Annotated in this window: 25 protein-coding genes; 6 read left to right on the forward strand and 19 right to left on the reverse strand. The window is 72.8% G+C overall.

Annotated features, from left to right (window positions below):
• Nucleotides 1-10 precede the first annotated feature (10 nt).
• From ACWDZ7_RS13565 to ACWDZ7_RS13575, 3 genes are all read left to right on the forward strand, one after another.
• Nucleotides 11-1504, forward strand: a complete 1494-nt coding sequence (locus ACWDZ7_RS13565) for a phosphatase PAP2 family protein (RefSeq protein ID WP_451796845.1) — start codon at nucleotides 11-13, stop codon at nucleotides 1502-1504.
• A 130-nt stretch (nucleotides 1505-1634) separates the two neighbouring features.
• On the forward strand, nucleotides 1635-2444 hold the full coding sequence (locus ACWDZ7_RS13570; protein WP_451796846.1) for a class I SAM-dependent methyltransferase: 810 nt from the start codon (nucleotides 1635-1637) through the stop codon (nucleotides 2442-2444).
• A gap of 71 nt (nucleotides 2445-2515) precedes the next feature.
• Entirely contained in the window at nucleotides 2516-2686 is a 171-nt protein-coding gene (locus tag ACWDZ7_RS13575; RefSeq protein ID WP_451514228.1) for a hydrophobic protein, read from the forward strand.
• Nucleotides 2687-2711: 25 nt separating this feature from the next.
• On the opposite strand, the gene ACWDZ7_RS13580 is transcribed toward ACWDZ7_RS13575, so the two are convergent.
• The 12 genes from ACWDZ7_RS13580 to ACWDZ7_RS13635 all read right to left on the reverse strand — a co-directional run bounded on the left by ACWDZ7_RS13580 (nucleotide 2712) and on the right by ACWDZ7_RS13635 (nucleotide 11071).
• Complete coding sequence (locus tag ACWDZ7_RS13580; protein WP_451514281.1) at nucleotides 2712-2975, reverse strand: gas vesicle protein K; 264 nt, start codon at nucleotides 2973-2975, stop codon at nucleotides 2712-2714.
• Nucleotides 2976-3021: 46 nt separating this feature from the next.
• Nucleotides 3022-3210, reverse strand: a complete 189-nt coding sequence (locus ACWDZ7_RS13585; RefSeq protein WP_219688115.1) for a gas vesicle protein — start codon at nucleotides 3208-3210, stop codon at nucleotides 3022-3024.
• The gene (locus tag ACWDZ7_RS13590) at nucleotides 3207-4073 is read right to left on the reverse strand and encodes a GvpL/GvpF family gas vesicle protein (RefSeq protein ID WP_451796847.1); all 867 of its coding nucleotides are present in this window, start codon (nucleotides 4071-4073) and stop codon (nucleotides 3207-3209) included. The genes ACWDZ7_RS13585 and ACWDZ7_RS13590 overlap by 4 nt, the downstream gene beginning before the upstream one ends.
• The gene (locus tag ACWDZ7_RS13595; protein WP_451796848.1) at nucleotides 4057-4416 is read right to left on the reverse strand and encodes a gas vesicle protein; all 360 of its coding nucleotides are present in this window, start codon (nucleotides 4414-4416) and stop codon (nucleotides 4057-4059) included. Before ACWDZ7_RS13595 ends, ACWDZ7_RS13590 begins: the two co-directional genes overlap by 17 nt.
• On the reverse strand, nucleotides 4413-5564 hold the full coding sequence (locus tag ACWDZ7_RS13600; RefSeq protein WP_451796849.1) for an SRPBCC family protein: 1152 nt from the start codon (nucleotides 5562-5564) through the stop codon (nucleotides 4413-4415). The genes ACWDZ7_RS13595 and ACWDZ7_RS13600 overlap by 4 nt, the downstream gene beginning before the upstream one ends.
• On the reverse strand, nucleotides 5557-6255 hold the full coding sequence (locus ACWDZ7_RS13605) for a DNA primase (protein ID WP_451796850.1): 699 nt from the start codon (nucleotides 6253-6255) through the stop codon (nucleotides 5557-5559). Before ACWDZ7_RS13605 ends, ACWDZ7_RS13600 begins: the two co-directional genes overlap by 8 nt.
• Nucleotides 6252-6497 (reverse strand): gas vesicle protein GvpG, encoded by a 246-nt coding sequence (locus ACWDZ7_RS13610; RefSeq protein ID WP_451796851.1) that lies wholly within the window; start codon nucleotides 6495-6497, stop codon nucleotides 6252-6254. The genes ACWDZ7_RS13605 and ACWDZ7_RS13610 overlap by 4 nt, the downstream gene beginning before the upstream one ends.
• 4 nt (nucleotides 6498-6501) lie before the next feature.
• Nucleotides 6502-7242, reverse strand: coding sequence for a GvpL/GvpF family gas vesicle protein (locus ACWDZ7_RS13615; protein ID WP_451796852.1), 741 nt, complete (start codon nucleotides 7240-7242; stop codon nucleotides 6502-6504).
• Nucleotides 7239-7670, reverse strand: a complete 432-nt coding sequence (locus ACWDZ7_RS13620) for a gas vesicle structural protein GvpA (RefSeq protein WP_451796853.1) — start codon at nucleotides 7668-7670, stop codon at nucleotides 7239-7241. The genes ACWDZ7_RS13615 and ACWDZ7_RS13620 overlap by 4 nt, the downstream gene beginning before the upstream one ends.
• 56 nt (nucleotides 7671-7726) lie before the next feature.
• Nucleotides 7727-8065 (reverse strand): gas vesicle protein GvpO, encoded by a 339-nt coding sequence (locus ACWDZ7_RS13625; protein ID WP_451796854.1) that lies wholly within the window; start codon nucleotides 8063-8065, stop codon nucleotides 7727-7729.
• A gap of 80 nt (nucleotides 8066-8145) precedes the next feature.
• Complete coding sequence (gene ligD, locus ACWDZ7_RS13630) at nucleotides 8146-9081, reverse strand: non-homologous end-joining DNA ligase (RefSeq protein ID WP_451796855.1); 936 nt, start codon at nucleotides 9079-9081, stop codon at nucleotides 8146-8148.
• 124 nt (nucleotides 9082-9205) lie between these two features.
• Nucleotides 9206-11071 (reverse strand): transketolase, encoded by a 1866-nt coding sequence (locus ACWDZ7_RS13635; protein WP_451796856.1) that lies wholly within the window; start codon nucleotides 11069-11071, stop codon nucleotides 9206-9208.
• A gap of 568 nt (nucleotides 11072-11639) precedes the next feature.
• Here ACWDZ7_RS13635 and ACWDZ7_RS13640 point away from each other — a divergent pair.
• Nucleotides 11640-12737, forward strand: coding sequence for an enolase C-terminal domain-like protein (locus tag ACWDZ7_RS13640; RefSeq protein WP_451796857.1), 1098 nt, complete (start codon nucleotides 11640-11642; stop codon nucleotides 12735-12737).
• 59 nt (nucleotides 12738-12796) lie between these two features.
• Here the strand turns inward: ACWDZ7_RS13640 and ACWDZ7_RS13645 are convergent, their stop codons facing one another.
• Nucleotides 12797-13312, reverse strand: coding sequence for a phage holin family protein (locus ACWDZ7_RS13645; RefSeq protein WP_451796858.1), 516 nt, complete (start codon nucleotides 13310-13312; stop codon nucleotides 12797-12799).
• Between the two features lie 137 nt (nucleotides 13313-13449).
• Here ACWDZ7_RS13645 and ACWDZ7_RS13650 point away from each other — a divergent pair, with 137 nt between their 5' ends.
• A complete protein-coding gene (locus ACWDZ7_RS13650) occupies nucleotides 13450-13806 on the forward strand; it encodes a VOC family protein (protein WP_451796859.1) in 357 nt (118 codons plus the stop codon).
• Nucleotides 13807-13850: 44 nt separating this feature from the next.
• Here ACWDZ7_RS13650 and ACWDZ7_RS13655 read toward each other — a convergent pair whose 3' ends face one another.
• Both ACWDZ7_RS13655 and ACWDZ7_RS13660 read right to left on the reverse strand, forming a co-directional pair.
• Nucleotides 13851-15860 (reverse strand): DUF5107 domain-containing protein, encoded by a 2010-nt coding sequence (locus tag ACWDZ7_RS13655; protein ID WP_451796860.1) that lies wholly within the window; start codon nucleotides 15858-15860, stop codon nucleotides 13851-13853.
• Nucleotides 15861-15921: 61 nt separating this feature from the next.
• On the reverse strand, nucleotides 15922-16818 hold the full coding sequence (locus ACWDZ7_RS13660) for an arginase family protein (protein WP_451796861.1): 897 nt from the start codon (nucleotides 16816-16818) through the stop codon (nucleotides 15922-15924).
• An 89-nt stretch (nucleotides 16819-16907) separates the two neighbouring features.
• Between ACWDZ7_RS13660 and ACWDZ7_RS13665 the strand changes: the two genes are divergently transcribed.
• Nucleotides 16908-17249 (forward strand): DUF6204 family protein, encoded by a 342-nt coding sequence (locus tag ACWDZ7_RS13665; protein ID WP_451796862.1) that lies wholly within the window; start codon nucleotides 16908-16910, stop codon nucleotides 17247-17249.
• On the opposite strand, the gene ACWDZ7_RS13670 is transcribed toward ACWDZ7_RS13665, so the two are convergent.
• The 4 genes from ACWDZ7_RS13670 to ACWDZ7_RS13685 all read right to left on the reverse strand — a co-directional run bounded on the left by ACWDZ7_RS13670 (nucleotide 17224) and on the right by ACWDZ7_RS13685 (nucleotide 21277).
• Entirely contained in the window at nucleotides 17224-17826 is a 603-nt protein-coding gene (locus tag ACWDZ7_RS13670) for a GNAT family N-acetyltransferase (protein ID WP_451796863.1), read from the reverse strand. The two genes, ACWDZ7_RS13665 and ACWDZ7_RS13670, sit on opposite strands and share 26 nt — an antisense overlap.
• Before the next feature lie 9 nt (nucleotides 17827-17835).
• Entirely contained in the window at nucleotides 17836-18081 is a 246-nt protein-coding gene (locus tag ACWDZ7_RS13675) for a hypothetical protein (protein ID WP_451796864.1), read from the reverse strand.
• 254 nt (nucleotides 18082-18335) lie between these two features.
• Nucleotides 18336-19295 carry a S66 peptidase family protein gene (locus ACWDZ7_RS13680; RefSeq protein WP_451796865.1) on the reverse strand — a complete coding sequence of 320 codons (960 nt, stop codon included), beginning with the start codon at nucleotides 19293-19295 and terminating at the stop codon, nucleotides 18336-18338.
• Nucleotides 19292-21277, reverse strand: coding sequence for an LpqB family beta-propeller domain-containing protein (locus tag ACWDZ7_RS13685; RefSeq protein WP_451797085.1), 1986 nt, complete (start codon nucleotides 21275-21277; stop codon nucleotides 19292-19294). The genes ACWDZ7_RS13680 and ACWDZ7_RS13685 overlap by 4 nt, the downstream gene beginning before the upstream one ends.
• Nucleotides 21278-21281: the final 4 nt, after the last annotated feature.

A 21281-nucleotide genomic window follows, 5' to 3' on the forward strand; every position in this document is an offset into this window, starting at 1 on the left:
CCCGGAGCGTATGACCACAGACGTCTCCGTCACATGTCAGGACGGCCTGCGGGCCCGCCTGCTCGCCCTCGACTGCCGGGTCTTCGACGCCGTCGCCTCCCGGCACTGGCCGGGCGCGGACCGCCTCCTGCCCCGGCTGAGCCGCGGCGCCAACCACGGGCTGCTCTGGTTCGGCACGGCGGCGGTGATCGCGGCGACCGGCACGCCGAGGGCCCGCCGCGCCGCCGTGCGCGGGGTCGCCTCGCTCGCGGTGGCCTCCGCGACCATCAACACGCTCGGCAAGCGCTCGGTGCGGCGTGCCCGGCCGCTGCTCGACTCGGTGCCGCTGATCCGGCAGCTGAAGCGGCAGCCCATCACCACGTCGTTCCCCTCGGGGCACTCCGCTTCCGCCGCGGCCTTCGCCACGGGGGTGGCGCTGGAGTCGCGGGGCTGGGGCGCCGGGGTCGCGCCCGTCGCGGGCGCGGTGGCGCTGTCCCGCGTCTACACCGGTGTGCACTTCCCGAGCGATGTCCTCGCGGGCGCGGCCCTCGGCGCGGGCGCCGCCTTCGCGGTACGCGGCCTCGCGCCGACCCGCGCACAGCTGCCGGCGCCGGGCAGGCCGCGCGCCGACGCCCCCGCGCTGCCGGGCGGTGAGGGCCTGGTCCTGGTCGCCGAGTCCGCGCCGCGCACCGACGAGCGTACGAAGGCCCTGCGCGCCGCCCTGCCTCTGGCGGAGGTCATCACCTGCGAACGGACCGAACTGTCCGCCGAACTGGAGAAGGCGGCGGCCCGCGCGCGGGCACTCGGGGTGTGCGGCGGCGACGGCACCGTCAATGCCGCGGCCGACACCGCCCTGCGCCACGGCCTGCCACTCGCGGTACTGCCGGGCGCCACCCTCGGTCACTTCGCGTACGACATCGGCGTCGAGGAGCCACGCGACATGTGCCGCGCCGTGGAGGAGGGCGCCGCGGTCTCGGTGGACGTGGGCCGATTCAGCTCACCGGACGACGCCGCCGCCGGGCGTCGGGTCGAGGGGGTCTTTCTCAATACCTTCAGCGTCGGTGTCCGCCCGGAGCTGGTTCGGCGGCGGGAGCGCTGGGCCCATCGTCTGGGTGAGAGGCCCGCGGCCGTCTTCGCCGCCGTCGCCGCCCTGCGGGCGCCGGGGTCGGTGCCGGAGCCGATGAGTGCCGTGGTCCGGGGCCGCAGGCGGGCGCTGTGGCTGCTCGTGGTGGGAAACGGCACGTACCACCGGTTCGGGCTGGGGCCTGGGCGCCGGCTCGATCTGGCGGACGGGCTGCTGGACGTGCGCGTCGTGCACGGCGGCCGCAGGCCCGGCGCGCGGCTGCTCGCCGCCGCGCTGGCCGGTCCCGCGGCGGTGCGGCTGCGCAGTCTGCGGGTGGACGACGTCGGACCCGGCACGGTGGCCGCGTACGACGGTGAAGTCATCGGAGTGCAGGGGGCGTTGGTGATCGACAAGCTGCCGGAGGCGCTCATCGTGTACCGCCCGCTCCCGACCGCCGACTGACCGCCGATTGACCATGGGAGTGACCATGGGGGCGACCATATACTGATACGCGGGTCTCATTATTCGGCATGGCGGCGTACGGTTCAAACGTACCTCAGCACGTACGCAGCGCACTTGGAGGAGTTCCGCCATGCCGAAGGAGACCGCCGTCTACACGCACGGGCACCATGAGTCCGTGCTGCGTTCCCACACCTGGCGCACCGCCGCCAACTCGGCCGCGTACCTCCTCGATTCGCTGAAGCCGCACATGAGAATCCTCGACATCGGCTGCGGCCCCGGCACCATCACCGCGGACCTGGCGGAGCTGGTCCCGGAGGGCCATGTCACGGGCGTCGACCACGCGCCGGACATCCTCGGCACGGCGCGTGCCACGGCCGCCGAACGCGGCCTGGACAATGTCGAGTTCGCCGTCGCGGACGTCCACGACCTCGACTACCCCGACGACACCTTCTGCGTCGTCCACGCCCATCAGGTGCTCCAGCACGTGGGCGACCCGGTGCGGGCGCTGGGCGAGATGCGGCGGGTATGCAAGCCGGGCGGCGTCATCGCGGTCCGCGACGCGGACTACTCGGCGATGACCTGGTACCCGAACGTGTCCGGCATGGACGACTGGCTGGACCTCTATCTGCGGGTGGCCCGCGCCAACGGCGGCGAACCCGACGCGGGGCGCCGCCTCAGGTCCTGGGCCCTGGAGGCCGGTTTCACGGACGTCACCGCGAGCGCCGGCACCTGGTGCTACGCCTCCGAGGAGGAGCGCGCCTGGTGGAGCGGGATGTGGGCGGACCGCACGGTCGCCTCCTCCTACGCCGAGCGGGCGGTGACGGGCGGGCACGCGGACGCGGAGCAGCTGGAGGCCATCGCGGCGGCGTGGCGGGCGTGGGGCGGCCACAAGGACGGGTGGTTCGTGGTGCTGCACGGCGAGCTGCTCTGCCGGAAATAGCGCGCCCATTTCCCCAACTGGCGGCGTAAACAGGCGCGTTGGGGTCACTCGGTCAGCAGGAGGTACACACTATGGTTCCCATTCTGCTGGTCCTTCTGCTGGCCCTTCTCCTCTTCGGAGCGGGCTTCGCCGTGAAGGTTCTCTGGTGGATCGCCATTGCCGTGCTCGTCGTCTGGCTGCTCGGATTCCTGATGCGCAGCACGTCGGCCACGGGCACGAGGTCCCGCTGGTACCGGTGGTGACCGGCCCCTGAGCGCCGGGTGAGCACTACTCCCTGGGAAGCAGGGGGCCCAGCGGCCCGAGGTCCAGATTCAGGTCCTCGGGCCGCAGCCCGTACCGCCCCCTCAGCTCGGCCATCCGGTCCTCCAGCAGCATGAGCGTCAGCCCGATCCGCTCCTCCTGCTCCTCGGTCAGATCGCCGGTGTCGAAGCGGCGCACGGCCTGGCGCTCCATGAGCTGGCGCAGGAGTTCGACGATGGTCAGGACCAGTTTCACCAGGTCCCGCTCCACGGTGTCGGGGTCGAGGTCCATGCGGTTGCGACGGTCACGTTCCACACGGTCACGTTCCACGGTTCACTCACTCCAACTCCGGCCACGGCGACGGTACTTGCTCGTTCACCGAGCTGATCAGGGCGTTCAGGTCGATGCGTACGAGATCGACGTCCGCGATCCGCAGGGTGATGTCGCCCGTGATGACGACGCCGCCCGCGAGAAGGCGGTCGAGCAGATCGACCAGGGCGATTTCGCGGCGTTCCACGACGGTCATCGCGAGCGGCCCCTTCCGGTATCGGTCCCGGTCCCGGTTCCGGTCCCCGTTACGCCGTTGCGTTCCGTCTCGTCGCCGGTGAAGGAGTAGGCGGCCCACGGGCCCGTCAGTTCCACCCGCAGGTCGGCCGTGTCCCGCTCTTCGTCCTTGGTGCGGTCCACGAGTTCGACGAACTCCTCGGAGTGCGAACGCCGCACCAGGTAGGCGGCGTTGAGGACGTTGCGGCCCGGCGTACGGGACAGGGACGAATTCTGCGGGGCGTGCAGCCGGGAGTCGTCGGCGTGCGAGGACAGCGACTCGTGCAGCCGCCGCGCGAACGTCTCGGCTCGCTCCCAGCTCTCCTCCTGGGCCGAGCGCTGCCTGCGCCGCTGGCGCAGATAGTCGCGGCCCGAGCGGGGCTTCTCCTGCGCCGGCGGCTCCTGCGGGGCGGCCTCCCCCTCCCCCGGCGTCTCCTCGCCGCCCATGTGGACCTTGACGCCCCACTCCACGCACCCGTCGATCCGGTCCAGGACGCGCCGGAAGCGCTCCGCCCCGTCCTCCAGCATGGCGCGTACGCCGCTGTCGTCCCGGAAGACGGTCGCGAGCCGCAGCGGCAGCGGGCAGGTGACGGAGGTGAGCGCGGCGATCACCCGCTGGTGGGCGCGGGCGGTGTCGGCGAGCCAGTCCAGGTCCTCCAGGTGCGCGCGCAGGGGCTCCTCGGCGAAGTCCCGCTCCGGCACGGCGCCGACGAGGGCGACGAGGCCCTCGTGGGCGAGCTGCCGGGGCGGGACGCCGCCGACCCCGGTCAGGTCGGCGGCGAGCGGTGCGTCCAGGGGGCGGCACACCGCGTAGACGTAGCGCAGTTGCTCACTTGCGAGGCTCACGTGACTCCTTTTCGGCGGGCTCCAGGGTCTCCAGGGACTCCAGTTCCTCCACGCGGCGCCTCAACTCGGCGTTCTCCCGGGAGAGTTCCGCCCGGCGCGCCCCGGAGGAGAGCGCCGGGTCGTCCTCCCACCAGTCGATGCCCATTTCCTTGGCCTTGTCGACGGAGGCGACGATCAGGCGGAGCTTGATGGTGAGCAGCTCGATGTCGAGCAGGTTGATCTTGATGTCGCCCGCGATGACGATGCCCTTGTCCAGGACGCGTTCGAGGATGTCGGCGAGGTTGGCGCCTCCGCCACTGCTGCCGTAGGGGCCGGGCAGTCCGCCGCCGGGGGTGGCCGTCATCGACGGCCCCGTCCACCGCCGGCCGACCCGGCGTACTCGCGCTGCTTCTCCTCGTCGGCGTCGACATCGGCCTGGTCGTCGGCCTCGTCGTCGACGTCCTCGTCAGCCTGGTCGTCGGCCTCGACGTCGGCCTCTTCGTCGTACTCGCCCTCGGCCTCTTCGTCGTACTCGCCCTCGGGCTCGTCGTCGAGTTCTTCCTCTTGCTCGTCCGCGGGCTCGTCCTCGTCCTCGTACTCCTCCGCCGGTTCGTCCTCCCGGACGTCCTCTTCCTCGTCGTACTCGTCCTCGGGCCGCTGCTCCTCGGGCTCCTCGCCCTCCTCCTCGGCCACCGCGTCCTCGTGGCTGCGGACGACCTCGCCGTCGCGGATCTCACCGCGCCATCCGTCGCTCGCCTCGCCGCGCAGCGAGATGTGCCGGGCGAAGTGCTTGAGGTCGAGGCGGGCCCTGCGGCCCTGGGCGCGCCAGATGTTGCCGGTCTTCTCGAAGAGACCCTTCGGGTAGTACTCGACGACGAGCAGCACCCGCGTGAGGTTCTCCGCGAGCGCGTGGAAGGTGACGACGCCCTTGGTCGTGCCCTTGGCGCCCTCCGACGTCCAGGTGATCCGCTGGTCGGGCACCTGCTCGGTGGTGTGCGCCTTCCAGCTGCGGTTGGACCAGAAGACCTTGAGCTTCCAGTCGGAGTCCGTGTCGTTCGCCACGGTGGCGCCCTTGACGCCCTTGGCGAAGGTGGAGAACTCCTGGTACTGGGTCCACTGGTCGTACGCCTCACGGATCGGGACGCCCACGTCGACGTACTCCAGGATCACCGTGGGCTTCTGGCCCGCGCCGCCCTTCTTGCGCTTGCCGCCGCCGATGCCCTTGACGGCGTTCTTCACCGAGTCCTTGAGGTGGCTGCCGCCCAGTTCGAGCGCGCCGCGCACCGGGCCCTTGCCCTCGGCGAGCTTCTTGCCCGCCTGCGCCGCCAGCTTGCCGAAGCCGGGGCTCTTGCCGTCCGCGATGTCGTTCAGCTTGACGGTGGCGTCGCCGAGGCGGTGGCCCACGCCGATGAGCATGCGCTCGACCTGCGCCATCAGGTAGGCCTGCGCTTCTTCCTTCACGCGGTCGGCCGCGGGGCCGCGCGTGATGTTGCTCAGGGGTGACTCAGCCATGGTCGCCTCCCTTCGCCCCGCCGCCCGTGCGGGCGGCCGAAGCCGTCTTGCGGGCGGTGCCGCGGGCGGCCGAGGTGGACTTCTTGGCGGTCTTGTTCTGGGCGGTCTTGTTCTGGGCGGACTTGCGGGATGTGTTCTGTGCGGTCTTCTTCGCCGGGGCCTTCTTCGCGGCGGACTTCGTAGCCGACTTCGCGTCCGACTTCGACTCCGGGCCCGACTTCGGCTCCGGCTTGTCGGCGGACCTCGGCTTCGAGCCGGGTGTCCGCTTCGCCGGCGCCTTCCCGCGCCGACCGGCCGGCTCGGACTCCGCGTCCTCGTCCTCGTCCTCGTCCTGTTCATCCCGGCCGACGGCCCTCTTGGCACCGTCCGGCACCACGCCGGAGATGCGGTCCTGGACGTCCAGGGTGCGGTCGTGCAGGCGGTCGGCGAGGCCTTCGAGCTGCCGGTTCAGGAGCGAGCCGGTGGCGGCCTTGCCCACGCCCCGCATGTCCTCGCGCAGCTGATCGCCGATCTCCTTGAACTGCGGGTTGTTCTCCAGCTGCTGGGTCACGAGCGCGCCCAGCGCCTTGGGGCTCAGACGCAGCCGCTTCCCGGCCACCATCGTGCCCACGGCGAACGCGAACTTCGCCTTCTTCGTGCGTCCGAGCACGTACCCCGCGCCCACGGCGAGGCCCACTGCGAGTCGGTTCATTGTCTGAAGTCCTGTCCTGTGCTGTGTTGCAGCCGGTCGAGGAGTTCGTCCTCGGCCCGCTCGAACTCGTCCTCGTCGATCTCGCCCGCCTCCAGGAGCTCCTCGAGGCGGGCGAGTTCGCGACGGATGGCCGAGGGGTCGTAGTACTGCCGCTCCGCCTCGTCGACCACTTGTCTCAGCACCCAGAGGGAGCCACGGGCCGGGGCGAGGGGCAGCAACAGCAGTTCGCCGATCAGTCCCATGCCCTCACTCCGCGGACTTGGCGGGTCCCGGGTCGACGAAGCTGTACGGCGGCAGCGGACCGTGCACCTTGAGCTCCAAGTGAGGCTGCGTGGCCCGGAGTTCCTCCACCGCGGCGACGAAGCCCTCGGCCGACTTGCGGCTCACCAGGAACGAGATGTTGGCGAGCCAGCCGGTGCCCTCGGGCCCCTCGGCGACCGCCTCGGCCGTCGGCTCCAGCGCGCGCCGCACCTCGACGCCGTCGCTCGCCTCCCGGGCCCGCACCGCGGCGGTGACCGCCTCACCGAGCTTCAGCTTCTGCTCGTGGCTGCCGCCGCCCTGGCGCTGGTTGGCCTCCACCATGGCGCGCAGTTCCGGGTTCTCCGCGAGCACCTGGTGCAGCACGGCCTGCTCGTTGTGCGAGGCCTTCACGTTGTACTCGACCTTGCCGTCGAGGGTGCGCAGCCGCTCCGTGTAGTGATCGGCCCGCTCCCCCAGCACGGATACGACGGTCTCGTCGTCCGGCGCGAGGCTGCCGAAGCGCATCGGGAGCACGGAACCGGCGGCGCCTGCCTCCGACAGCACGTTCTGGTGCGCGAGCAGGTCACGCCGCTTGGGCTTCAGGCCCTCGGGAGCATCGCTGACGATGGCGGCGAGGTCACCCTGCTTCAGGACGCGCACGGTGCACGGCGGCTTCCCGATGCCCTCCATGCCGTCCGGCAGGGCCGGGTGGGAGCTGCTCGCGATGCCGTAGACGTAGGTGCTCACTCCTTCTCCTCCTTCCGGCGGGAGGTCGTGGAGCGCCGGGCCCGCGGGCGTTCCTCGGTCTGACGCTCGCCGTCCTCACGGGACTGCTTGAAGGCGTCCGATATCGTCTCGGCGGCTCCGGAGAGCGCGCCCTTGGACTTGCCCTTGGCGCCGGACTCGGTGATCTCGCCGACGAGGTCGGGCAGGCCGGGGTTCTTCTTCGGCCCGGATTCCAGGTCGAGGCGGTTGCACGCCTCGGCGAACCGCAGATAGGTGTCGACGCTCGCGACGACGACACGGACGTCGACCTTCAGGATCTCGATGCCGACCAGTGAGACGCGTACGAAGGCGTCGATGACGAGTCCTCGGTCGAGGATGAGTTCCACGACGTCGTACAGGCCACTGGAGCCGCCTCCGCCGCCGGACTGTTGTGCCGGGACCACGGTCATACCGACTGTGCCTCCTTGCCTTGTCTGCTGTGTCTTTCTCGGCTTTCGTGCTTCCCTTACTTGCTGTGGGGGTCCGAACGGCCGCGCTCGTAGCGGCGGACCCGCCGGTAGCCGGTGAGCTCGCCCTGGGGGTCGAGCCGCACCTCGTAGCTCGCGAGCAGGCTCATCGTGTCGGGGACACGGGCCAGTTCGAGCACCTCGATCTCCAACTGCCAGCCGTCGTCGGTGCGTTCGAAGGACGACACCGACTCGGCCGTCATACCGGTGAGCTCGGCGAGCTGGTCCTGGGCGGCGCGCAGCACTGCCATGGGGCCCGGCAGTTCTTCGTTCCGCGCGGCGTCCGTCTTCTTGGTGTCTGTCGTCGAGTCTGTTGTCTTACGTGATGTATTGGCCATGTCCACCTCCCGGCCCGGGTGTCCCGGTGGCCCTTGGCCAAACCTCGCCGGTGTGTATCCCCCGGCGGCGCGGGAGGTGTTCAGCCGCGCAGGGCGCGGAGCTTGCGGCGGGCCGGTCCGAGGGCGCGTCCGGCGCGCAGGACGCCGGCCCACGGGTCGGTGCGGGCCTGCTCCACGGCGTCCTCGATGGTCCAGCGGCGGGCGTGCACCGCAGGGTCGTCGAGCTGCTCCCAGGCGAGGGGGACGGCCACCGGGGCGCCGGGCTTGGCCCGCACCGAGAACGGGGCCACCGCTGTCTGCGCGTACGCGTTGCGCTGCACGTCGAGGTAGAGCCGGTCCCCGCGCGCCTCTTTGCGGGCGGCCGTGGTGAACCGCTCGGGGTGGGCGGCGGCGAGGGTGTCGGCGACGTCCCTGGCGAAGTCGCGTGCGTCGTCGAAGTCGTGGTGGCCGTTGAGGGGCACGACGACGTGCAGCCCGCGTGAGCCGGTCGTCATCAGGGCGGACGGCAGGCCCATGTGGTCGAGGAGTTCACCGAGGAGCCGGGCCGCGTCGCGCACGGTGCCGAAGTCGTCCTTCGCGGGGTCGAGGTCGAAGACCAGCCGGTCGGGGCGGTCGATCCTGCTGGTGCGGGAGAGCCAGCGGTGCAGGGTGAGGCAGGCCTGGTCGGCGAGGAAGAGCAGGGTCGCGGTGTCGTCGCACACGGTGTGGGTGACGGTGCCGCCCTGCTTGGCGACCTCGGCGCGGGTGATCCAGTCCGGGTAGTGGTCGGGGGTGTCCTTCTGCATGAAGCGGGGGCCGTCGACGCCGTCGGGGTGGCGCTCCAGCATCAGGGGGCGGCCGCGCAGGTGGGGCAGCATGAAGGAGGCGACGGACCGGTAGTAGTCGAAGAGGTCCGCCTTCGTGTAGCCCTTGCTCTTGCCTCTGCCCTCATCGCCGCCGGCCGGGAAGAGGATCTTCTCCGGCCGGTGCAGTTCCACGGTGCGGCGGCCCGCCCGCACTGTCCGTACGTCGGTCATAGGCGTGTCCTTCCGTTCGTCCCGTCAGGTCGGGACGGACCTGACGAGTACCCCCGGGCGGTCCCGCCAGTCGCCTCAACCCCCCGATGTGGTGGCGTTCACCCTGGTCGGGAGGGTGACTGCCTCACCGGACCACCGCCTCCTCCACCAGCAGTCGCGCCGCCGCCGCGATGGACTGGGCGTCGATGCCCGCCGCGCGCAGCTGCTGCTCGGGGGAGGCCGAGCCCGGCATCGTGCGCACCGCGAGCCGGACCAGGCGCGGCACCGGGCCGCCGTCGGTGAACGCGTCGAGGACCGCGTCACCGAGGCCGCCCTCCTCGCGGTGGTCCTCGACGGTGACCAGGCAGCCGGTCCGCGCCGCCGCCTCGCGCAGGGTGCGGCGGTCGACGGGCTTGACGGAGTACAGGTCGACGACGCGCACCGGGATGCCCTCGCCTTCGAGCAACTCGGCCGCGGAGAGCGCCTCATGGACGGTCACTCCGGCGGCGACGAGGGTCATCCGGTCCGCGTCGGAGGAGCGCAGGACCTTGGACCCTCCGATGGGGAACTCCTCGCCGGGTCCGTAGATGACGGGCGTGTCCCCGCGTGACGTACGCAGGTAGCGGACGCCGTCGAGTTCGGCCATCTGTGCGATGAGCCGCCCGGTCTGGTGGGCGTCGCACGGGTACAGGACCGTGGAGCCGTGCACCGCGCGGAGGAGCGCCAGGTCTTCGAGGCCCATCTGGGAGGGGCCGTCCGCCCCGATCGCGACGCCCGCGTGCGAGCCGACGAGGTTGATGCCCGCGCCGCTGATCGCCGCCATCCGTACGAAGTCGTAGGCGCGCGTGAGGAACGCCGCGAACGTCGTCGCGTACGGCACCCAGCCGCGGGCGGCCATGCCGACGGCGGTGGCGACGAGTTCCTGCTCGGCGATGTAGCACTCGAAGTAGCGCTCGGGGTGTTCCTTGGCGAAGTGCTCCGTCCGTGTCGAGTCACCGACCTCCCCGTCGATGGCCACGACGTCGCCGCGGGCGGTGCCGAGCGCGGCCAGCGCCTCGCCGTAGGCGTCGCGGGTGGCGATGGCCTCGCCCACCTCGTGGCGGGGCAGTTCCAGGTGCCCGGTGCGTACCGCGTGCAGGGTCCGCGCCGCGGCGGGCTTGCGGACCTCCACGCGTACGTCGCGTACGCCGCCCAGCTCCTCGACCGCCTCCTCCGCCTCCGGCAGCGGCTTGCCGTGCAGGCCCTCGCGGTCCTCGATGGAGGCGACGCCCTTGCCCTTGAGGGTGCGGGCGAGGATGACGGTCGGCTGCCCGGCGGTGGAGCCCGCCTCCTGGCAGGCGCGGTCGATGGCCTCGACGTCGTGCCCGTCGGTCTCGACGACGTGCCAGTCGAAGGCCTTGAAGCGGTCCGCGTAGGCCTTCAGGTTCCACCCGTGGCGGGTCGGGCCGCGCTGGCCGAGGCGGTTGACGTCGACGATGGCGGTGAGGTTGTCGAGGTGCTCGTACCCGGCGTGCTCGGCCGCCTCCCAGACCGAGCCCTCGGCCAGTTCGCTGTCGCCGCAGAGCACCCAGACGCGGTAGGGGATGCGTTCGAGCCGCTTGCCGGAGAGGGCCATGCCGACGCCGACGGGCAGTCCCTGCCCGAGCGAGCCGGTGGCGACCTCCACCCACGGCAGGGCGCGGGGCGTCGGGTGCCCCTGGAGGCGGCTGCCTTCTTTACGGAAGGTGAGAAGCTCTTCGTCGGTGAGCGCCCCCGCCGCTTTGTACGCCGCGTAGAGCAGCGGTGAGGCGTGGCCCTTGGAGAGGATGAAACGGTCGTTGCCGGGATGGTCGGGCCGGTCGAAGTCGTAGTGCAGATGGCGGCCGAGGAGTACGGCCATCAGGTCGGCGGCGGACATCGACGAGGTGGGATGCCCGGAGCCGGCGGCGGCCGAGGCGCGAACGGAGTCGACGCGGAGCTGCTGGGCGAGGGCGGCGAGGTCGCGGTCGCTGGGGGTGGTGGTCTGGGGCATGGGGGGCTGCTCCTTGGGGGGCCGGGGCTTTGGGCGGAGAGGGTCTTGGTGGGGATGTCCTTGGGCAAGCGGCCTACGCGGCAGAACGGCGTCCAGGAGCCAGTCTGCGGCGACGCGCACGCCGTCGCCCGGCAGAACCGGCTCCGACGATGACGGTGACGGTGCGGGATCGGCTCACGATGCGCCTCCGGCGGGGTCGGAACCTCCCGCGTGCCCCAGGCCGACGGGCACCAAACTCCGGATGCCGGGCGCGGGGGCGAGCCCGGCGGCCACCCGGAAGCGAGCCTGGCGGGCGCCCTGGAGCAAGGCCGAGATCACCGGGCGGGCAGGGACGAGGGCGTTCCGACGACAAGGCCGAGAAGCGTAGAAGATCCGAGGTCCGTGACGCCTCGGGCACCGTTTGTCACCGCTTCTCGGGGTTACTCGAAGCCGTATCCGACCAGCTCCGCCCGCCGCACCGGAGGCGCGCCCCACCATGCCCCCGGCCGACGTGCCCTGCGCTCGCTCCCCCGGTCTCCACCGCACCGCCTCCCGCCGCCCCGCGCACGATGAACCTAGGAAGTCCCAGATGAAGGACGCAGTCTCCATCGAACGGCCGGCCGTCTCCGCGTACACCGTGCCCGCGGACGCACCCGAGGCGGACGGCACCTTCGCCTGGGACACCACGACGGTCGTCGTCACCGAGATCACCGCGGGCGACGCGACCGGCACCGGCTGGACCTACGCGCCCGCCTCCGTCGCCGCCCTCGTCGACGAGCAGCTCACTCCGGCCGTCCTCGGGCGGGACGCCCTCGACATCCCCGCCGCGCACGACGCGATGGCGAAGGCGGTCCGCAACACCGGCCGCCCCGGCGCCGCCGCCTGCGGGATCTCGGCGGTCGACATCGCCCTGTGGGACCTGAAGGCCCGTCTCCTGGAACTGCCTCTCGTACGTCTCCTCGGAGCGGCCCGCGACGAGGTTCCCGTCTACGGCAGCGGCGGCTTCACGACGTACCACGACACGCATCTGGCGGCGCAGCTGAACGGCTGGGTGCACGGCCAGAACATCCCGCGCGTGAAGATCAAGATCGGCGAGGGGTGGGGCCGGGCGGCGGCCCGTGACGTGTCGCGGGTCCGTACCGCGCGTGAGGTCATCGGCCCTCAGGCGGAGTTGTACGTCGACGCGAACGGCGGCTACACCCGCAAGCAGGCGGTACGGGTCGGCAGGGTGCTCGCCGAGCACGGCGTGGGCTGGTTCGAGGAGCCGGTGTCCTCGGACGACCTGCGGGGCCTCGCGCTGGTCAGGGACGCGATGGTGTGTGACGTGACGGCGGGCGAGTACGGCTACGACCTGCCCTACTTCGCACGCATGATCCCCTCGGTGGACTGTCTCCAAGTGGACGCGACACGCTGCGGCGGCCTCACCGAGTGGCTGCGCGCGGCGGCACTCGCGCAGGCCCACGGCCTGGAGGTCTCTGCGCACTGCGCGCCCCACGCGCACGCCGCGGTCGCGGCGTGCGTGCCCAACCTGCGGCACATCGAGTGGTTCCACGACCATGTGCGGATCGAGTCGATGTTCTTCGACGGGGCGCTCGACCCGACCGGCGGCGTCGTCCGCCCCGACGGCGGGGTCGGGCACGGCCTGCAGCTGCGCACGGACGAGGTGGAACGGTTCCGGGTGGTGTGAGGTGCGAGCTGTGAGGTGCTGTGCGGGCGGACCGCTGAACACCCCCCGGAGCGACGCCCTCAGTGCTCGTCGCGCCGCGGCAGCTCCTGGCCCGGGACGCGGAGCCGGCCGGGGGCGGCGTCGGTCGCGGGCGCGGTGGGCGGCATCGGCGGCGGCGCGGGCGCGGCGAGGCCACCCGGCGCGACCACGGGGGCGGCGGGGGCGTTGCCCATGGGGTCCGCGGGGTCCGCGTAGCCACCGGGGTGGGCGTCGGGCCGCCCCGAGCCCGGCCGTGCCGCCTTGCGCAGCAGCACCGCGGCGAGGCCGAGCAGCGCGCCCACGATCAGCGCGGCCGCCCAGTCGGGCAGGACGAGCGCGAGGGCGAGGCCGACAGCCAGGGCGACCGCGGCGCCCGCATAGAGCGCGGTGGCGCCGGAGCCCGCGTAGAGCGCGGCCTTGCGCCGCTGCTTCTTGGTCTGCTCCCGCAGTTCTTCGCGGAGTTCGGTACGGATCGTGCGGACCAGCTCGTCGGTCAGAGCCTTGTCGAACGGCTGCTTGTCGAGGCCGGTCAGTGGATTCTTCTCGGGCCCAGTCATGGGCGACGGGTACCCGCGGGCCCCGACGGGTAACGGGATGCGACAGGTCCCCACGCCGGAGGCGGTGGCGAGGGAGCGGCCAATCATGAAATCGTTGCGGAGCCGTTGGCCGGTCACAGAGGTGAGGGCGTCCGATCATGGAGATCCTGGGAACCACGCTGCGCGTCTGCGTCGAGGACTTGGAGTCCTCCGTCGCGTTCTACGAGCGGCTCGCGGGCGGCAAGGCGATGCGCTTCGAGCGCGGCGGCGTGTCCGTGGCCGCGGTCGGCTGCTTCCTGCTGATGAGCGGCCCGGAGCAGGATCTTGAGGTGCTGCGCAAGGTCGCGGCGACCATCGCGGTGCAGGACGTGGACGAGGCGTACGCCGTTCTGACCGCCTCCGGCGCCCGCGTCATCGCGGGCCCGGTCCCGACCCCCGCCGGCCGCAACCTCATCGCGATGCACCCGGACGGCGCCGTCTTCGAGTACGTGGACCGCCGCACCGCCGCGACCTGACGGCACCGCAGGCGCGGCCGCGCCCCGACGAGCGCCGCGGTGTCTCACTCCCCCGCCGTCCCACTCCCCGGCGGCCGCATCCGGAAGTCGTACCGCGCCGGGACCTCCTCACCGCCCGTCGCCGCCGTCCACAGGTCGCCGAGGGTCTCGGCGCCCTCCCGCAGGTCCGCCGCCTCGAAGCCCTCGTCGAAGACGGCGCGCACCGCCGCCATGTCACCCTCGGCGTGGAGGAGCCGGGCTTCGACGAGGCGGAAGCGGCCCTCGGCGCGGGTGGCTTCGTGGAGGCGGTTCCAGACCGCGCGGGCCGCTCGCGGGCGGTCCGCGGCGAGCAGCGCCGATATCGCCTCGCGGCCGAGCGCGGCCGTCGCCGCCGTCCAGGTGACGCCGTCGTCGCGCCGCTCCTGGCACAGGTCGTCGAAGGCTTCCGCGTACCGGTCGGCGGCCCGCTCCAGATGTCCTTCGGCGCTGTCCGCCACGGCGAGGCAGCGCAGCAACGGCCAGCGGGACGGCGCCAGTTCGAGGCCGCGCTCCCAGCTGCGGACGGCCTGTGCCCGGTCGCCCGCGTGCCACTGGGCGACCCCCAGGTGGTACTCGGCGAGCGGGCGCGCGGGCGCGGTCTCCAGCATGTCGCGCCAGTGCGGTGCCACGAGCGTCGGACCGGGCGGGGCGACCTTGCGCGGCTCGGGAACGGCGCCGGTGTGCAGCAGCTCCAGCCACGGCGCCTGTTCGGGGCCGAGCGTCGACTCGCCGAAGGGCGTGCCCGGCAGTTTGTACCCGGCGCGCAGGACTTCCAGCGCGCCCCAGCCGGAGCCCACCGCGAGCACGTCCCGGGGCTCGGTGTCGGCTCGGGTCAGCCACGCCGCGTACGCGGCGTCGACGGCCTCCCGCGGCAGGGCGTCGGCGAGCCGCGCCTCTGCCTCGCCACGCGCGCCCGCCCAGTCGCCGTGCACCAGGTCGGCCCGCGCGGACAGCGGCCCGTACGACTCCAGCCAGCTGAACTCGGACTCGGCGTCCAGGCGCACGTGCTCCAACTGCGTGCGCGCGAGGCCCGCCTGGATCTCCGCGTAGCCGCCGGTGCCGGGCTCGGTGAGCCACCGCTGCCAGCGCCGGCCGCCGCTGCCGGTGCCCCAGACGAAGAGCTTGCGGCCGCGCGGCAGGTCGGTGGAGGTCTGGACGAGCCCGCTGCCGGACGCGTCGAGCGCGGCGATCCACCGGCGGGCGCCGTCCGGTACGTCGTAGAAGTAGTCGGCGGGGTGCTCGCTGCGCAGTGGGTACGTCCGGTCGGCGCCGTCGCACTCCGGCACCGGCACCCGCCGCAGCCCGCCCGGGTACGCGAACCGCCAGGCCTCGTCGGCCGGGGCGAGCACCCTGCGCTCCTCGGGCACCGCGATGTTCGACCACCAGTAGACGGGCGCGGGCCGCTCGTGGGGGTTGCGGACGCGCACGCCGACGTGGAGGAAGTCGGAGCCGTCGGGCAGCCACAGGTCCACCTGGAAGGGCAGGTCGCGCAGCCGCTCCCACTCCCACAGGCGCAGCATCTCGCCGCCGTCGGGCGCGGTCAGGCGGGCGGCGTGCACGGGCGCGCAGGACAGGGCGGTGTGGCCGGTGGCGCCGGTGTTCCACTCGATGCCGCCGGAGAACCACGCGCCGTTGAGCGCGAAGCCCGCGGGCTGCAACACCGGGTTGCGGTAGAGGAGTTCGCGCCCGGTCGGCTTGTGGAAGAGGGAGTGGATACGGCCGCCGTATCCGGGCAGGACGGTGGCGCGCAGCCGGTCGTTCTCGATGACGAGCGTGTCGAGTTCCGTGTCGGCCCGTTCGCGCCCGTACCCGTCGAGGAGCCGTACGGGCAGGACGCCGCGCAGCGGCTCGTACCCGAGCTGGCGCGCCATGTCGCGCGGCAGGCCGTCCTTGGCCCGCTCGGCTCGCTCGTCCCCCTCGTCGAAGGTATGCACTTCGTGGAGGGGACGCAGCGGGGGCAGAGGATTCTCGGGACCGGTCGGAGCGACGGGCAGGGTCATGACGTCACGGCGCACGGTGGTCTTCACGATCACCATGGAACACCGCCGCCGCGGCGCCGACCAGGGCCTCTTCGGGTCAGGTTTGCCCCGAGGCCGCTCAGGGCCGGTCGATGGCCGCCACGAGCAGGTCCGCGAGCAGGTCACCGGCCGTGCCGTCCGGGTCGAGATCGGGGTCGTAGATGGTGAGGTTGAGGCCCGCGCAGCGGGGTGAGTTCACCAAGGGCCTCAGCAGTGCCAGGAGTTCGTCGGGGAGCAGTCCGCCGGGGTCGGGGCTGTCGACGGCGGGCATCACCGACGGGTCGAGGACGTCGGCGTCCAGGTGCACCCAGAACCCGTCGAGCACGGGCACCTCCAGGGTCTGGGTGACGGCGCGGGCGATGTCGTCGGCGCCCCACTCCCTGATCTCGCCGACGGTGGCGTGGGAGATCTTCAGGGCGGTGAACTCGGCGCGGTCCTCGTCCTCGTCGCGCATCCCGAAGAGGCGTACGTCCTCATCGCGCACATAGGGCTTGAGCCCCTCGATGTCGGTGAGATCGTCCTGTCCGCGCCCGGTGGCGAGGGCCAGCTCCTCGCCGCCCGCGGCGCCGATGTGATCCGAGTTGCCGGGGTGGCGGAAGTCGGCCGAACCGTCGACAGCGGCGATCGCGTACCGCCCGACGCGGCGCAGCGCGAGCGCCGCCCCGAGCTGGATCGAACAGTCGCCGCCGAGCACGACGAGGAAGTCACCGGCGCGCACATGGTGTTCGACGCGGTCGGCGAGTTTCACGGTGTACGAGGCGATGGCGGCCGCGTTGAAGACGCCGTCGCCCTCCTGCCAGTCGCCGCGGTCGTAGCGCGGCGGGACGACGACGCCGCCCTCGAAGGCGCCGAGACGCCGCAGGACGCCCCGCTCCCGCATCGCTCCGGCGAGTTTGTGGCAGCCGGGCACGGTGCCGGGGGCCGGTGGGCGAAGGCCCAGGTTGGAGGGTGCGTCGACGACCACGATATTCCGCATGCGGCCCATCCTCGGCGACGTACGCTGCATCCGGCAACGGCCGTGATCGGCCGTGGGCAGGGCAGTCGACAGAGAGGGACGCGAACGACATGGGCACGCAGCACACCTACCGGGTGATCGTCCGGGGCACGTGGGACGAGCTGACGGACGCGTCACGTGCCACGCTTCTCGCGGAGGTCGAGGAGCACGGCCTGGCCCGGATGAAGTTCACGCCCGAGGGCTCCCTCACGTACGACCGCGCGCTCAAGCACTTCTCCCTGCGCTACGTGGTGCTCTGTGACGCCGAGGACGGCGACGAGATGGCGGGGGCGCTCGCCGAGGAGCAGGCGGAGGCCCGGCTGAGGGAGCTGGGCCACGGGTTCCGCGGTCTGAGGTCGACGGTGACGGACATGGACACCATGAAGATCAACCGGAAGCCGTCGCGCCGCTGACCCGGCCCGGCGGCGGCCCCGCGTCCCTGCCGTGGACGAACGCCCAGCGTTCGTGGTCGCGCCAGGCCCCGTCGACGTAGAGGAAGTCCGGCGAGAAGCCCTCCAGGCGGAAGCCGCGCCGGCGCACGAGCGCGATCGACGGGGCGTTGCCCGGCTGGATGTTGGCCTCCAGACGGTGCAGTCGCAGCTCCCCGAAGGCGTACGCCATGACGAGGCCGAGCCCCTCGGCCATCAGGCCCCGTCCGGCGGCGTGCGCGAAGGCGCCGTATCCGAGTGCCCCGCTGCGGAAGCCGCCCCGGACGATGTTGTTGATGTTGATGAACCCGGCGATGGCCCCGCTGTCGCGCTCGCACACGAGGAACCCCGCCTTGGCCGGGTCCTCGTTGAGCGTCGCGGCGTACGCGCGGTAGGTGTCGTCCGTGGACGGCGGGAAGAGCCAGGGCCGGTGCAGCTCCCGGCTCTCGCGCGTACGGGCGGTGAATTCCGCGGAGTCCGCGCAGGTGAAGTGACGTATGCCCACGCGGGGGCCCTCGGCGAGATGTGCGGCCGTGTCGGCGGTGTCGGCGGTGTCGGACATCGGGCTACGCTATCCGCGCCTCCGGATGAAGTAGGCCCCGCACAGGGCGCCGATCAGTCCCGTGCCGAGCAGGGCCATCCACAGGGGCATGGTCACTTCGGGGATCAGCAGTCGGATCTTGGTGCTGCGGGTGTTCTCGAAGATGAAGACCAGGGTGAGGACGGCGACCGCGGCGACGGCGACCCTGCCGGGGGTCATCAGCCCGCCGCCCGAGCCGCCGCTCCTGGAGCCGCCCGTGGAGGTTTTGGGGCTCATGATGTGGACCCTTCCGTCGGTGGTACGTCGTTCCGGCCTCCCCCGGCACCAGCATGGGCGGCCGGGGCGGGTTCGCGCGCGGTGGGCGTGTCTCCGGAGTGGGGCGGTGGGCCGGACGGGTGACGGAGGCCGTCGGCCGCGGGCGGGTCGGGCTACTGGCCGGTAGGCAACCGGTCGAAGGGGCACCCCCACGGCACCCCCACGGCACCCCACGGCGCACTACGGCGTCGGACAGCACCACCGGCCGGTGCCGGTCAGACGAGCGCCGGGACGTCCAGCGTCAACGTCCCCGCGTCCGCGTCCAGTTCGCCCGGCACCCCGAACGGCACGGTCAGCGCCCCGGCGCAGTGCCCGAACCCGAACTCCTCGACCACGGGCACACCGAGCCCGCCGAGCCGGTCGGCGAAGAGCGCGCGCACATCGTCGTACGGCTCGCACTGCTCCCATGAGCCGAGCGCGATCCCGGCGACGCCCTCCAGCCAGCGCGAGCGCAGGAGTTGGGTGAGAATCCGGTCCAGGCGGTACGGCTCCTCGCCGATGTCCTCCAGGAACAGCAGGCCCCCGCGCGCGGACGCCCGCGCCCCGGGTGTGCCGAGGTCGGCGGCGAGCAGCGACGCGCAGCCGCCGAGCGTGACGCCCCGGGCCCGGCCGCCGGCCAGCGCCCTCGCGCGCCCGGCGGCGGGGATCACCTGGGCGGCCTCGGGCGTGAAGAGGGTCGTGCGCAGGTGGTCCTGGGCGTCCGCGTTCTTGAGGAAGTCGGTCACGGCGGTCATGGGGCCGTGCAGGGTGGCCACCGAGAGCCGTGTGGCGAACGCCTCGTGCAGCGCGGTGATGTCGCTGTAGCCGAGGAACACCTTGGGCCCGGCCGCACCCGCCGCCCGCGCCGCCCCGGCCGCCTTCCGCAGCGCCGCCCAGTCGACGAGGTCCACCATGCGCTGGGCGCCGTACCCGCCGCGCGCGCAGAACACGGCGGCCACGGACGGGTCGCACCACGCCCGCTCCAGGTCACGGGCGCGGGCGGCGTCGGCTCCCGCGAGGTAGGCGAACTCCCGGTGCCGGTCCAGTACATGGGGCATGGCGAAGGGGTCGAGGTCCCAGCCGCGCAGGATGTCGAGGCCCGCTTCGAGACAGCCCTCCGGGACGGGTCCGCTCGGGGCGATGACGGCCACCCGCGCGCCGGGCGTGAGGCGCGCGGGCCGTGCGCGGGCTCTCACTTGGCGAGCTCCAGGGTCGGCACGGACCCGGCCAGGTCGAGTCTGAACACCTGTGCGTACAGGGAGAGTTCGGCCTCCAGGGCGCGGACCATCGTGTCGGCGCGGCGGAATCCGTGGCCCTCCCCCTCGAAGGCGATGTAGGCGTGCGGGATGCCGCGCCCCTCCATCCTGGCGAGGAACCGCTCGGTCTGCGCGGGCGGACAGACCACGTCGTCGAGCCCCTGGAGGAGCAGGAAGGGGACGGTGACGCGCTCGGCGTGCTCCAGCGGCGACCGCTCCCCGTACCGCCCGGGCACCTCGTCGAGCGGTCCGACGATGGAGTCCAGGTAGCGTGATTCGAGGTCGTGGGTCTCCCCCGACGCGAAGGCGGCGAGGTCGAGCACCGGATAGATGATCGTCCCGCAGGCGTAGACGTCGGTGCTGGTCAGGGAGACGGCCGCGGTCCAGCCGCCCGCGCTGCCGCCGCGGATCGCGAGCCGGGCGCGGTCCGCGGTGCCCTCGTCGGCCAGCGCGAGGGCGACGGCCGCGCAGTCGTCGACATCGACGACGCCCCACTGCTCGCGCAGCCGGTCGCGGTAGGCGCGCCCGTACCCGGTGGAGCCGCCGTAGTTGACCTCGGCGACGCCGATGCCGCGCGAGGTGAAGTAGGCGATGGCCAGGTCCAGTACGAGGGGTGAGCGGCCGGTGGGGCCGCCGTGCGCCCACACCACGTAGGGCGGCAGTTCGTCGTCGGGCGCGACGTGGCCGGGGTGGTGCGGCGGGTAGATGTGCGCGTGGACGGTGCGTCCGGCCGGGCCGGAGAAGGCGCGGATCTGGGGTTCCGGGTAGTACGTCGGGTCGACGGGGTCGTCGTGGGCGGCGCCGACGACGCGGGCGTGGCCGGTGCCGGTGTCCAGCTCCACGACCTCGTACGCGCTGCGCGGGCTCGCGGCGACGCCGACCACGCGGGGGCCGTGCGCGGCGACGGTCGGGGCCCACTCCGTCCAGGGGCCCGCCGCGTCGACGACCTCGCCGGTCTCGGGGTCGAGTATGCCGAGCGCGGTGGCGCCCTTGCCGTGCACGACGGCGATCAGCCCGGTCTCCAGCGGCGCGAACCAGCTGAGGCCGACTTGCCACAGGGGTCCCGCGAACTCCTCCTCGCGCGGGCACAGCGCCTGTACGCCGGTGGCGTCGTCCGGGGTCGCGCGGTACACGTTCCACCAGCCGGTGCGGTCGCTGGAGAACAACAGCCGTCCGTCAGCGGCCCATTCGACCTGCGCGACGGACTCCTCGGGCCCGCCGGCGAAGGTCCGTGCGGCACCGAAGGTGCCGTCGCCGCGCACGTCGGCGAGCACCAGCTCCGTGCCGTCCCACGGCATGCGGGGGTGGTCCCAGGCGATCCAGGCGGCGCGGGTGCCGTCCGGCGAGAGGCGGGGTCCGGTGACGAACCGGTGGGCGCCGTCGGACAGTTCGCGCACCGCGCCGCGGTCGTCGGCCGCCGATCCGTCGAGCGGCACCGCGGCGATGACGCGGCGTACGTCGGTGGGCGCGTCGCCGGTGAACTCCTCAAGGACGCACCAGGCTTCGCCCCGGTCCAGGCGCAGCACCGGATCGGCCCAGCGCAGGCCGCCACCCACCGCGGAGAGCGGGGTCAGCGCCCGGGGCGCGGTGTCCGGGGCGTCGGGCCCGTACGCGTACAGGCGCTGGTCGGTGAAGTTCGCGAAGACGAGCAGCGGCCCCTCGGGGCCCTCTGCCCCGGCCCAGGGGCGGCCGCCGTACTCGACGACGCGGCTGCGCACGTTCCACGGCGCGGGCAGCACCGAGCGCTCCTCGCCGTCGGTCAGCCGGCGTACCAGTGCGCGGCGACCGCCCTCGGTGGGGCGCGGCTCGGTCCACCATGTCTCGGCGCCGACGAAGCCCACGTACCCCGCGGCGCCGTCGTGGGTGGCGGCGAGTTCGGCGTCGATCGGTGACGGCCATGATCCGTACGCCCGGGTCTGCATCATG

Source organism: Streptomyces sp. NPDC003032 (assembly GCF_053591415.1).